Raw genomic sequence first — 11724 nt, forward strand, 5'->3', positions numbered from 1 at the left:
ACATTGGGAACGAGTTCACCAAAAGAAATTGCTGATGGCATGTTGAAGATTTTTGATGCGCGTAAACAGAGCAACCCAGAAATATTTGCCCGCGGCGCGGTTAGCGGTTTTATGTCAATTCCAGAAGATCTGTGGATGTTAACTAAAGATTTTCTGGATTCAGATAATCGATGGCGAAATGAAACCGATAAAATCAGACTCCTGACGCTTATCAAAAAAGGGTTGACCTCAGAAGACGTGCGCCACTTAATAAACACGGTGATAAAACGTTATTTGTCTGGATTGTCTGAAGAACAATCCAGAGAACTCCTCCTTAAAGTAGGTGGGTCGCAAGTGGGGGGGGTTGCCTTTAAAATGATTTTCGTCAACGAGTTAATTACGTTGTTTGTCTCTAAAATTGTCCCGCGATTTCTTGTCTCTGCAGGTATTACAGGGGTACTGAGTGTTGGTGCTTCGATTTCACGCTCAGTGTATACATCCTATGATCTGCTAAAATTAAACAAGGATGTTTATAATGAATTGCGCGGTGCAGGTGATTTGGATTTGTTATATTTCTTGGTTGAGGATAACGTTAAACCTTTTATTGAGGCGATAAATTTCCAACAAAGCCATGGCGCTATAGATAAAGAGATATTTAGCCGATTTTTAACAGGAGTTTCTCGTGTTTGAAAAATTAGTTAGATATATTTTTGTCTATTTTCTTTTGCTTGTTTCGTTTATGCTTTTTTTTACGTCGTTAGGCTATTATGTTTTTGTGTTTAACTGGGGTGTAAGTATTCTAAAAATAGCGATAAATGCACTTCTGTTAATCTCTGTGATAGCAGTATCTATCGCTATTTATTATTTTGCTGAAAAAATGAAGTCAAGGCTTTGACGTGCGCCAGCATTTCAGTGAGAAACGAAGGCCAAAAAGGATTAGGATTAGAAAAACGATTTTTCCAAAAAGAAGGCCAGCAGACATTGCAGTAAATGTCTCAAGTGTAATGACATACCATGCTGACTGGAAAATATCGACAATAGTGAAAATCCCAATAATGAAAAACACGACTGTTAATATTAATGAGGCAATCTTTTTCATTCACTAATCCTTTCTTGTTCAAAATTAATTGAAATTATTCTAGATGATACAAAGGTTGGTTGTCTAGCACTTAGTCACCGTCATGAATGGCTGAGTATCATTTAGGGTGGTTGCAATCGCTGCCACTCTGGATATTCTGAGCGAATGTGATTTCGTCAGATTAGAGGCAGAGGTAAAATATGGACGGTTTTATTCAGCCCCATGCTTTCCTGTTTGCCATATAAGTGCTTTTTCGAAAGCAATAATGTTAATCCACGAAGAGTAGATATTATGGCTATTGATATGTTTCTGAAGGTCGAGGGTGTTACGGGCGAATCTAAAGATTCTAACCACACTGGCTGGACTGATATTACCTCCTTCTCCTGGGGCGCGTCCCAGCCGGGAAATATGAGTGTCGGCGGCGGTGGTGGTGCAGGTAAAGTTAATTTTAACGATCTGCACGTCAATGCACTTATCGACAAATCTACCACCGCCGTTTTGAAACACTGCGCGAGCGGTAAGCACCTGAGCAAAGTTGAACTGTCTGTCTGTAAAGCGGGCGGCCAGCAGGTTGAATACACCCGTATCACGCTGGAAGATGTGCTGGTGACTGCGGTTCAGTACACCGGCGCAGACAACGGCGATACCGTTGGCGTGACCTATGCATTCCAGGCTGCGAAAGTGAAACAGCAGTACTGGGAGCAGACCACTGCGGGTGGTAAAGGTGCTGAAAGCAGCGCTGGCTGGAATATCAAAGAGAACAAAGAAGCATAATTTGCGTATACGTGGCCGGGGATTACTCCCCGGTCATTATCGTAAAAATAACGATTAAAAGTTTGTGTAAGTCCTCGTTGCCAGGATTTTGTACACAGGCGGATTGGGTTATGAAGAGAGCGCTAAGTACAATAGCGATAACGTGTCTATGTAGCGCCTGCATATCGCATCCTGCGCAGTACAACGTCTGACGGTCTCATTAGAAAATAACGCACCGTGCTTTCGTTTTCCTCAGGATTCTGGGCTTACATATCCGATCACCGCTTATGCGCCAACGGTGATGAAGCAAGAAGGCGAGCAGTGGAAAAGGATCTCGTTGTCTGGTTTTAACACCCCCATAGTTTTGTTAAAACCCGGAGTTTGTCATCAATGGAGTGGGATCACCTGGCAGGCCGGAGAATTCGATGTTGCACTAAGAGCTGCAGACAAGAATGGAGCCTTCCGATATGCCGCACGGTTTGAATTATATAAGGATACCGGTGGTCAACTACGGATTAGACAGAACGAATAAGTAGAGAGCATTCCAAATGCCGGCGTTGTTGTTCTCAGCGCAACTGTTGAAGGAACTCAGTTAGTAGGATTGGTTGGTGATCAGCGTCATCATTTAATTTACCGCGGAGATTCATGTGAGCTTTGAAAATGTTTACTCAATTTCCGTCATTTTACTGTTCATTATTTTTATTACTATTGTGGTGACGTTTTATGCTGATTACAGAAAACGCTCCCCTCAGATAGCTAAAGTCTATGAATTATTAAAGCAGCAGCAACTCATTCGGAGTGATGATTATAATATTTGGGAAGGGTTAGGGTTTTGGGGATTTGGTTTTCGAGTGACGATAATATCAAGGCTGTTGAACGGAAAACGCGTTAAGTTAACCCAGTCTCGTTGGCTTGAACCAGTCCCGGTTAAGAATGCGCTGTGTGATTTTGATTTGACATGGATTAATACTTATATCATGAAAAATAAAATTGCGTTGATTGTTTTTGCTGTATTATTAACGCTGTCTTTCTTACATGATATTTGAGTTTGCTATTTATTTCACCAAAGTATGCTTAAAATCATCCTGTGAAATAAAAGCGGGGCGAACAGGAGAAAGGATCAGGGATTGGTTTTCTGGAGACTAATAAATGTATGAGATGATCCGCCTCATAGCGCTCTTTTTTGTTTTTTTGGGATTGCTTATTTCTTTGTTTTTTTACTTTTATTTTTATCGTAAATATTCTGCAGAGCTATCAAAATCATTTCATTTTTTGAGTGATAAGCAATGCTTAGATGTAAATGATTATCTATTTTATGAGCAACTTGGCCTGCCCGGCTTTGCGCATCGAGTGTTATTAATGAAAAAGATTCTGTCCGGCAAAGCCACCACAACAAATGGTAAAATAATTCTTTCTCCGGAGGTAAGTCAGTTAATAGCATCGACTTACAATTTTTCATGGATAAAAACGTTTTACAAAATGACAATTTTTGTAGCATTTTTAATGCTGCTATTGCTTTTAATGGTTGCCACAGGAAAATAAAGGCATGCCATGCTTAAGCTTAACAAATGTAACGTTATTGGCTCTTGTGATTTTGTTTGCCGCTCTTGTTATCATGGACTTCTACAGTTCTTGTTATTTTAGAAAGCACGAAAATGATTATAAATTACTTCTTTCAGAATATCGGCAAAGAGGCTACGATCTCGATCTGATGACAAATTATGAATCATTTTTTGGTTCGTTGGCGAATTATCAAAAAATAATTTGGTTTGTTCGTCTTCGCAAAGGCGTGAAGATGAAGTTTTCCAAAGACAGAAATGTACAGGTTGAAGCCTATCAATTCGTTCAGTCTTTACCGGAAGAGAGAATCAGCTGGATATTGAAACTGCATCGACGCTATAAAGCTCAGGCCTTACTTTTTACATTATGGCTCCTTACCGGCATTATTTTTCTAAATATAGTCAAATAGCTTAAATCAGCTATTAACCCCCAAACGCCGCCGTTCTCACCCTGAGAGCGGCAGCGTTTGAGCGCTAATCATACCAGCAGGAATACGCCATGCGATTCACGATTATTTCGACAAAACCCGGTCATCAGCCGCCGCAGAGCCGCTGTGATTTTTACGCCCCGGGGGGCACCATTGGTCGCGGTACGGATAACAATCTGGTACTGCCGGACAATGACCGCACCATCTCGCGTCTGCAGGCCATCGTCCATGTGGATGCGCAGGGCGAATGCCGCATGACCAATCGCGGCAGCGTTACCCGCGTGGTGCTGAACGATATTCCGCTGGAGCGGGGCCGTCAGGTTGAACTTCAGGATGGCGATATTCTCGATATTGATGATTATCGTATCGAAGTGGCCGATCTTATTCAGGATACCCAGCCGATTAGTCGGATGGCCGCGAGTATCGCTTCACGTCCAGTGGTGACGCCTGTGCCTGCGGCAGAACCGAAACCTGTCAGTGCGTCGCAACGCGTCGAGGCCGTACCCACCGCGGTACCGACGGAAATCTGGGACAGCCTGATGCAGGAGTTTTCCATCTCCGACAGCATCTCCAGTGGCCGCGCGAAACCGCAGCCTGCCGCGTCTCACGATCCATTCTCACAGCCCAGCGAGCCGGAGCGCAATACCGACGATCCGCTGGCGCTGTTCAGTGACAGCAATCCACAGCTTGAGCGCAAAAACGTCAATACTGATGCGCTGTTTAGCGATGAAGCGTTGTTTAAAACGGAGAGCATCTTTAACGACGTCACGCCAACCACGCTGGTGGCGCCGGAAGACAACAAACCAACATTGTCAAAAGAAGAGACGTTGGATGAACTCGATCCGCTGGCGCTTTTTGGCGGTTCAGCCAGCGCCCCCGCCGCGCGCAATGACGATCCGCTCGGGCTAATGAGCGGCGCGCCGTTAACGTACCCTGACGAAATTATTGCTGAGCAGCCCGTCATGGCGCAGGAAGAGGACGCGCTTGCGGAATCACCGCTGTTTGCGCCAGAGGTGCAGGAGGAACCGCGCGCTGAAGAGGCGGCGTTAGGGTGTCAGGATTACGCCGGGTTCACAATGCCGACGCCACAGGCCGTCGCGCGCAGCAACGCCCAGCCGCCAAAAGGACGTCTGCGTATCGACCCGGTAAAAAACGCCGCGTCACCGTCGCCCATCGCCCATAACACCGAGAAGGGCGACGTCCTGCAGGGCGAATTACTGGACGCGTTGCTTGAAGGTATGGGGCTGAGCGAAATGCAGCCGGTGCCGCAGTTCGACCGTGAAAATATGCGCCAGCTTGGCCAAATCCTGGGCATGTTCTCGCAGGGGACGGTAGCGCTGCTTTCATCGCGTTCCATTCTGAAGCGCGGCGTGAAAGCGGATATGACGATGGTGCTCGATGATGCGAACAACCCCTTCAAACTGCTGCCTTCCGGTAAAACGGTGCTGATCCAGATGTTCGGCACCCCGATGCCGGGCTTTATGCCGCCGACAAAATCGGTGCGTGACGCGCTCATCGATTTGCAGGCGCATCAACTGGGGATGATCTCCGGTATACGCGCCATTATTGCCGCCATGCTGCAATCCTTTAACCCGGAGCAGCTTGAAGAGCAGGCAAAACAGAACGGCGTGAGCTCCCGCCTGGCGCTGCCGGGTAGCCGCAAAGCCGCGCTGTGGGACTATTTTGTCCGCAGTTATGGTGAGACGGCCGGTGAAATTGAAGATGACTTCCACACCCTGTTTGGTGAAGCCTTCCTTCATGCTTACGACATGGAGGTGAATCAGTACAAAGACTCACAGAGTGGATCGGAAGAAAAATGAAGATCGCAACGGCTTCTCTCTCCCGCCAGGGAACGCGCGCCAGCAACCAGGATCAGACGGGAGAAACCATTGGGGAACGTTCAGCCTGCTTTGTCGTCTGTGACGGCATCGCCGGACTGCCCGGCGGCGAGATGGCCGCTGAGCTTGCCCGTAACAGCATTATCTCCCGCTTTGATGGTGACAAACATCTTAACGCCCAGCATATCCGTGACTACGTACAGACGGCGAACCGCACCATTCTCAGTGAACAGCAGGCCGTGCAGGATTACCACCGGATGGGCACGACGCTGGTTAGCCTGTTTATCGACAGAGATTATCGTCTGGCTTACTGGGCGCACGCCGGGGACAGCCGCCTGTACCTGTTTCGCCGTGGCTGGCTGTGGCAGGTGACGACCGATCATAGCCTGATTCAGCAGATGAAAGACGCCGGTCATCAGACGGAAAACCTGAACAGTAATCTGCTTTATCTGGCGCTGGGTATTGAGAACGGCGGCCCGGAAGCCAGCTACAGCGACGTGGTGCCGGTTGAAGACGGCGATGCCTTTTTGCTCTGCACCGATGGCTTCTGGCATGGCGTCAGCGAAGAACAAATGCAGCAGTCGCTGCACATGGTTAATACGCCGCAGGAGTGGCTGACATTAATGCAGCAAATTATTCAAAAGAACGGCGAACAGGAGGGCAATGCACAGGATAACTACACCGCGATTGCGGTGTGGATGGGAAGTCCTCAGGACACCACCTTGCTGCATACGCTCTCTGACGCAACTCAATTTCTTCCCTGCGGAACTGATTAGACATACAAGGATTGATATGAAAATTTGGCTATCGGGTTTGGCGCTTCTGGTGGTGGCAACCACCGCGCAGGCTGAAAACTACCGCATCGTACAGTCGCCTGCGCAAAAGCTGGATATCTGGATCGACGACATTAAAGACAAAACGCCGCAGAGCTGGTGTAAGTCAGAGGTGGCGTTGCGCATTGTGGCGAACGGCAATAAAGAGGTCACTATCCTCGAAAATTTTGTCCCTCGTCTTGGCGCGTTGCTGAAAAACCAGTGCGGCAAGCTGGATAAGCTGACGTGGAAACTGAACGATCCCGCAGGCGTCACGCTGGCGCGGGGCACGGCAAACAAGGCGCAGGACTGGGCATTGGTGGTCAAACAAGAGAAGACGGCCACCGCCCGCGTCGAACTCGTGCCACCTGAGCTAAACCCGGAATCGAACTCGGTTGCCGCAGACCGCACGCCGTGGCAGGAATTTACGCTGCAGGATGGCTGTCATCTGCGTACTTTCTGGCAGGGCGGTACCTCTGCGCCAGCGTTGTTTATTCCGGACTCCGACACCACCCGTTGTGAAAACGGCAGCTGGCTGAGCGGCCATACGGTCATCTCTCAGACCCGTAACGGGGCTAAAAAAGAGATGCCCGTTACCTGGATCCACGGTTTCCCGGTGATGGGATTGAGTGAGAAGGTCGATCCGGAAAAAGCGCTGATCACCTCCGTCAATAAAGAACGCATGGTGTTCAGCACCCAAAACAGCAACCAGAGCTGGATGCTTCTGCCTTACGACCCGGCGCTGGGCGGCTGGAAGATAGACGGCACGGTGGCGGTAGAAATTTCCCGCGAGATGGCCAGTGACGATGCGAAGTTACAGGCGCGGATTAACGCGGTCAGGCAGACCTGGAGTCCGTGGCTTGCCCCAGGGACTTCTCTCAATATTGTCCTGATCGACACGCTGCGCCCTCAACTGCGCGATCCCGCTATTGGCGCCTGGCGCGCGGCGAATTAAGGAGCGGCTATGAATACGCTTTATCGACATCTGGCGGGCGAGTCGCTGAACGACGCACTGCTACGCCTTGAATCACAGATCAAAGCCCGGCCCGCAGACGCCGACCTGCGAGCCGCTTTCGTGCAGTTTTTAACGCTAAGCGGAAACTGGGCGCGCGCATTGACCCAGCTTAAGAGCTGGCTGGCGCTGAAGCCTCAGGCGAAACCCACCGTGACGCTGCTTGAACAGTCCATTCAGGGCGAACAGCAGCGTGCGCAGGTACTGGCAGGCCTGGCCGCTCCCGCGATGCCACACGCACAGTGGCCGTGGCTGACCACGCTCGCCGCCGCACTCACGGAAAGCGGTGAGCACGCCCGGACGCTACGTCTGACGGCGCTGGAACAGGCACAGGCGAGCGCGGGTCAGCTTGCGTTCGACAATGAAGAGACACAGGATTTCGAATGGCTGATGGACGGCGATGCCCGGCTGGGCCCCGTGTGCGAAACAATCGTCAACGGCCGCTATTTCTGGCTACCATTTAGCGCCATTGCGAAGATCCAATTTCAGGCGCCCGCCAGCGTCACGGATCTGGTCTGGCGCCACGCGCGGGTATGTCTGACCGACGGCAGCGAACAGGTCTGTCAGATACCTGCGCGTTATCCTTTTGCCAATGAGGCGGCAGACGTCGTCAAGCTGGCACGCACCACCGAATGGCGACCGTTGGATAACGACGGCCTGCTTTATCTGGGGCAGGGGCAGAAAGCCTGGCTGAGCGAGCAAAGCGAAAATCCGCTGCTTTCGCTGAGCCTCGTCACGTTTGCCCCGGACGCGGCAAATGAGTAATCCCGCCGGTGAAGGCTACCTGCTGCGTAGCGGCTGGCGTGCCCGTAGCGGGCAGGAAAACGTCGGCGCGCGCGACAAAATGCAGCCCTCGCTGTTGGACCGCCTGACGGATAACGCGCCGGAACAAAAACGCGAGTCGGCCAACAGCAACCTGATTACCCATGCCGCGCTGCGTCGCCATGTGCTGCGGGATTTGCAGTGGCTGTTTAACACCATCAATCACGACTCGTCATACAACCTGAGCGCGTTGCCGCAGGTGAGTCGTTCCGTCGTGAACTTTGGCGTCGCCCCGCTGGCGGGCAAGCGGATGTCGGATATTGAATGGCACGATATCCAACGCAAGCTCACCGAAGCCATCATTCATTTCGAGCCGCGTATTTTGCCCCAGGGGCTACAGGTGCGCTGCGTCTCTGACACCTCCTCGCTGGATCTGCATAACGTTTTATCGATCGAGATAAAAGGGCGATTGTGGTGTGTGCCGTATCCGCTGGAGTTTCTGTTTCGCACAGATGTCGATCTGGAAAACGGCCATTTTGAACTTAAAGACGCGGGGTAATCATGGAAAGTAAACTGCTCGAGTATTACAACCGCGAACTGGCCTACCTGCGCGAAATGGGGGCGGAGTTTGCCGAACGCTATCCGAAGGTCGCAGGACGGTTGGGCATGCGCGGTATTGACGTGGCGGACCCTTATATCGAGCGGCTGATGGAAGGCTTCGCCTTTCTGACCTCGCGCGTGCAGCTGAAAATGGACGCGGAATTTCCGCGATTTTCCCAGCGTATGCTGGAGATGATCGCGCCGAATTACCTGGCCCCCACGCCGTCAATGGCGATTGCAGAGCTACAGCCCGACAGCAGTCGTGGCGATCTGAGCAACGGTTTCCTGGTTCCACGCGGCACCATGATGGATAGCCTGGCGCTGAAAAAAAACGGCGTCACGTGCAGTTATACCACCGCCCATGAGGTCAATCTGCTGCCGCTGAAAATAGAGAAAGTGGCGCTGGGCGGTATCCCCGCCGATCTGCCGCTGGCGCAGCTTGGCCTGAGCCAGCGCGGTGCCTGTAGCGCATTGCGTATTCGCATTGCCTGCGATGGCCCGCAAAACCTCGGACACCTCGATTTTGACCGACTGGCGTTTTTCCTCAGCGGCCCGGACATTGAGGCGCTGAAGCTGCTGGAACTGGTGATGGAGCATCATGTCGGCATCGTCTGTCAGACCCTGAGCGAGCAGCCATTGCGCCAGGTACTCCCGCCAGACGGGCTGCGCCAGGAAGGCTTTGAGCCGGAACAGGCGCTGCTCCCGGACGATCTGCGCAACTTTGACGGGTATCGTCTGTTGCAGGAATACTTCGCCTTTCCGGCGCGCTTCCGGTTCATTAGCCTGAGTGGGATCGGCAAGCTGATTCAACGCTGCGAAAGCGAAAAAGCCTTCGATATTTTCATTCTGCTGGGTAAAACCGATGAGCAACTGGAGCGGGTGGTTGATGCCAGCCATCTGGCCATGCACTGCACCCCGGTCATCAACCTGTTCCCCAAAGTGGCAGCGCGCCAGAAGCTCAGCGAAGGCCAGCACGAATACCATCTGGTGGTGGATAACATCCGCCCGCTGGATTATGAAATCTACGCGGTAAAGGCGATTTACGGCAGCGCCGACGGTCAGCGTGACGACCAGACGTTTCGTCCGTTCTGGAGCACCTGGAGCCAGGACGCGGGCAACTACGGCGCCTATTTTTCTCTGCGCCGCGAACAGCGCGTACTCTCTGAACATGCCCTGCGCTACGGCACGCGTACCGGCTATGTCGGCTCTGAAGTGTTTGTCTCGCTGGTGGACGAGCGGCACGCGCCGTGGCAGGACACCCTGCGCTATATCTCCGCAGACGTCCTGTGCACCAGCCGCGATTTACCCCTGATGCTACAGCAGGAGCTGGGGCAATTTATCATGGCCGATTCCATGCCGGTCAAATCCCTGAGACTGCGAAACGGTCCAACGCCGCCGCGCCCGGCGCTGGCGGAGGGATTTAGCACCTGGCGACTCATCAGCCAGCTACAGATGAACTACCTCAGCCTGATGGACAGCGAAAACGAAGAGGGCGCGGCGGCGCTGCGTCAGCTGTTAGGTCTTTATGCAAACCTGGCGGAAACGCCGGTTGCGCGGCAGGTAGACGGTGTTCGCCACTGCGTGCTGGAGCCGGTACACCGTCGCGTTCCGGAACCCGGCCCGGTGGTGTTCGCCCGCGGGATCGGCATTACGCTGACGGTGGACGAACGCGCCTTTTCCGGGGCCAGTCCGTGGCTTTTCGGCAGCGTGCTGGAGCGCCTGTTTGCCCGCCTGGTCTCCATCAACAGCTTCACGGAGTTCACTCTGAAAAGCCAGCAGCGCGGTGAGATTGGTTACTGGGCGCCGCGAATGGGGAAAAGGGCGCTGATATGAGCGACGTGATCCCCGCACCGCTGCGCGTGCATCGTCTGACGCCACTGCCGGAGGCGTTCTGGCGCGACGTCAGGGAGACTCCGTGGCGCTACGATCTGTTTCAACTGTTACGGCGCATTGATGCACAGGGCGGAGAACGTTACCCGCTGGGACGTGCGCCGCTGCCCAAATTTGAGCCGTTACGTATTGGTCAGCAGCCGTCAATGGGGTTTGCGGCCTCGACGGTCGCACACGTGCGCCAGCGCGAAGATCAAGGCTTGCATGAGGTCTCGATCCTGAGCTTCGGCCTGTTTGGCCCCAACGGCCCGCTGCCGGTTCATATGACGGAATATGCCCGTGAGCGTATTCATCATCACCAGGACGATAGCCTTAGCGCATTTGCCGACCTGTTTCACCACCGCCTGACGCTGCTGTTTTATCGCGCATGGGCGGATGCGCAGCCTGCCGTCTCGCTCGACCGCGCCGACAACAGACGCTTTGAGGGCTATCTGGCTTCGCTGATCGGTATGGGGCAGCCCGGTCAGATGGAAAAAGGCAGCCTCAGTCCGCACGCCCGCTTTACCCACGCCGGGCACCTGACCCGCCACGGACGCGATCCGGAAGGGCTGGAGAAAATCCTGCGCGACTATTTCAAGGTTCCGATGAAGCTGGTCAGCAATGTGCCGCAGTGGATGCCGCTTACCCGGCGTGAACAGGCGCAACTGGGCGAAGGACGTCGCCTGCCGCGCATGGGCGAGTCCGCATTTCTCGGGATTGCGGTACGCGACGTGCAGCACAAGTTTCGTCTCGAGATAGGCCCGCTGAGCGCACAAGAGTACAACCACTTCCTGCCCGGTACGGCCCAGGTGACGGCATTACGCGATTGGGTTCGCCAGTACGCTGGCCTGGAATATGAATGGGAAACGCGCGTGATACTGCGCGCCGAGGCGGTGCAGGGTGCCACCCTCGGTCGTGGCGGGCGGCTAGGCTACAACACCTGGCTGGGTATTCAGCCTGAGCCCATACCGCGTGGCGATCTGGTCTATCCCGCAGAGCGGTAGTTTCTTCTACAACATTGTTATCAACGGAAC

General features: G+C 52.9%; 13 protein-coding genes. 12 read left to right on the forward strand and 1 reads right to left on the reverse strand.

What is annotated here, in order from left to right; translation table 11 throughout:
- The first annotated feature begins 3 nt into the window (after nt 1–3).
- Complete coding sequence (locus P2W74_RS04845) at nt 4–669, forward strand: hypothetical protein (protein ID WP_276294128.1); 666 nt, start codon at nt 4–6, stop codon at nt 667–669.
- A 193-nt stretch (nt 670–862) separates the two neighbouring features.
- Here P2W74_RS04845 and P2W74_RS04850 read toward each other — a convergent pair whose 3' ends face one another.
- Nucleotides 863–1078: a hypothetical protein gene (locus tag P2W74_RS04850; protein WP_276294129.1), complete on the reverse strand. Its 216-nt coding sequence runs from the start codon at nt 1076–1078 to the stop codon at nt 863–865.
- A gap of 270 nt (nt 1079–1348) precedes the next feature.
- On the opposite strand from P2W74_RS04850, the gene P2W74_RS04855 reads away from it, so the two are divergent.
- The 11 genes from P2W74_RS04855 (at nt 1349) to tssG (ending at nt 11694) form a co-directional block, all read left to right on the forward strand.
- On the forward strand, nt 1349–1831 hold the full coding sequence (locus P2W74_RS04855; RefSeq protein WP_203360212.1) for an Hcp family type VI secretion system effector: 483 nt from the start codon (nt 1349–1351) through the stop codon (nt 1829–1831).
- A gap of 626 nt (nt 1832–2457) precedes the next feature.
- On the forward strand, nt 2458–2856 hold the full coding sequence (locus P2W74_RS04860) for a hypothetical protein (protein WP_276294130.1): 399 nt from the start codon (nt 2458–2460) through the stop codon (nt 2854–2856).
- 103 nt (nt 2857–2959) lie between these two features.
- Nucleotides 2960–3352 (forward strand): hypothetical protein, encoded by a 393-nt coding sequence (locus P2W74_RS04865; protein ID WP_276294131.1) that lies wholly within the window; start codon nt 2960–2962, stop codon nt 3350–3352.
- A gap of 4 nt (nt 3353–3356) precedes the next feature.
- Nucleotides 3357–3779: a hypothetical protein gene (locus P2W74_RS04870; RefSeq protein WP_276294132.1), complete on the forward strand. Its 423-nt coding sequence runs from the start codon at nt 3357–3359 to the stop codon at nt 3777–3779.
- 89 nt (nt 3780–3868) lie between these two features.
- Nucleotides 3869–5617: a type VI secretion system-associated FHA domain protein TagH gene (tagH, locus tag P2W74_RS04875; protein ID WP_276294133.1), complete on the forward strand. Its 1749-nt coding sequence runs from the start codon at nt 3869–3871 to the stop codon at nt 5615–5617.
- A complete protein-coding gene (locus tag P2W74_RS04880; RefSeq protein WP_203360217.1) occupies nt 5614–6411 on the forward strand; it encodes a PP2C family protein-serine/threonine phosphatase in 798 nt (265 codons plus the stop codon). The genes tagH and P2W74_RS04880 overlap by 4 nt, the downstream gene beginning before the upstream one ends.
- 16 nt (nt 6412–6427) lie before the next feature.
- Nucleotides 6428–7402 carry a hypothetical protein gene (locus tag P2W74_RS04885; protein ID WP_276294134.1) on the forward strand — a complete coding sequence of 325 codons (975 nt, stop codon included), beginning with the start codon at nt 6428–6430 and terminating at the stop codon, nt 7400–7402.
- Nucleotides 7403–7411: 9 nt separating this feature from the next.
- Nucleotides 7412–8224, forward strand: a complete 813-nt coding sequence (locus P2W74_RS04890) for a type VI secretion system accessory protein TagJ (RefSeq protein ID WP_276294135.1) — start codon at nt 7412–7414, stop codon at nt 8222–8224.
- Complete coding sequence (gene tssE / locus P2W74_RS04895) at nt 8217–8780, forward strand: type VI secretion system baseplate subunit TssE (RefSeq protein WP_276294136.1); 564 nt, start codon at nt 8217–8219, stop codon at nt 8778–8780. The genes P2W74_RS04890 and tssE overlap by 8 nt, the downstream gene beginning before the upstream one ends.
- A 2-nt stretch (nt 8781–8782) precedes the next feature.
- Entirely contained in the window at nt 8783–10654 is a 1872-nt protein-coding gene (gene tssF / locus P2W74_RS04900) for a type VI secretion system baseplate subunit TssF (protein ID WP_276294137.1), read from the forward strand.
- A complete protein-coding gene (gene tssG, locus P2W74_RS04905; protein ID WP_276294138.1) occupies nt 10651–11694 on the forward strand; it encodes a type VI secretion system baseplate subunit TssG in 1044 nt (347 codons plus the stop codon). Before tssF ends, tssG begins: the two co-directional genes overlap by 4 nt.
- The last annotated feature ends 30 nt before the right edge of the window (nt 11695–11724 follow it).

Origin of the sequence: Citrobacter enshiensis (genome assembly GCF_029338175.1) — a bacterium.
Lineage (GTDB): Bacteria > Pseudomonadota > Gammaproteobacteria > Enterobacterales > Enterobacteriaceae > Citrobacter_D > Citrobacter_D enshiensis.

Excerpts from the sequence above, each read along its gene's own strand:
- tssE (WP_276294136.1), top strand. The coding sequence starts at position 8,217 with ATGAGTAATCCCGCCGGTGAAGGCTACCTGCTGCGTAGCGGCTGGCGT.
- P2W74_RS04850 (WP_276294129.1), bottom strand. The coding sequence starts at position 1,078 with ATGAAAAAGATTGCCTCATTAATATTAACAGTCGTGTTTTTCATTATT.
- P2W74_RS04870 (WP_276294132.1), top strand. The coding sequence starts at position 3,357 with ATGCCATGCTTAAGCTTAACAAATGTAACGTTATTGGCTCTTGTGATT.
- P2W74_RS04890 (WP_276294135.1), top strand. The coding sequence starts at position 7,412 with ATGAATACGCTTTATCGACATCTGGCGGGCGAGTCGCTGAACGACGCA.
- P2W74_RS04880 (WP_203360217.1), top strand. The coding sequence starts at position 5,614 with ATGAAGATCGCAACGGCTTCTCTCTCCCGCCAGGGAACGCGCGCCAGC.
- tagH (WP_276294133.1), top strand. The coding sequence starts at position 3,869 with ATGCGATTCACGATTATTTCGACAAAACCCGGTCATCAGCCGCCGCAG.
- P2W74_RS04855 (WP_203360212.1), top strand. The coding sequence starts at position 1,349 with ATGGCTATTGATATGTTTCTGAAGGTCGAGGGTGTTACGGGCGAATCT.
- P2W74_RS04865 (WP_276294131.1), top strand. The coding sequence starts at position 2,960 with ATGTATGAGATGATCCGCCTCATAGCGCTCTTTTTTGTTTTTTTGGGA.
- P2W74_RS04885 (WP_276294134.1), top strand. The coding sequence starts at position 6,428 with ATGAAAATTTGGCTATCGGGTTTGGCGCTTCTGGTGGTGGCAACCACC.
- tssF (WP_276294137.1), top strand. The coding sequence starts at position 8,783 with ATGGAAAGTAAACTGCTCGAGTATTACAACCGCGAACTGGCCTACCTG.
- tssG (WP_276294138.1), top strand. The coding sequence starts at position 10,651 with ATGAGCGACGTGATCCCCGCACCGCTGCGCGTGCATCGTCTGACGCCA.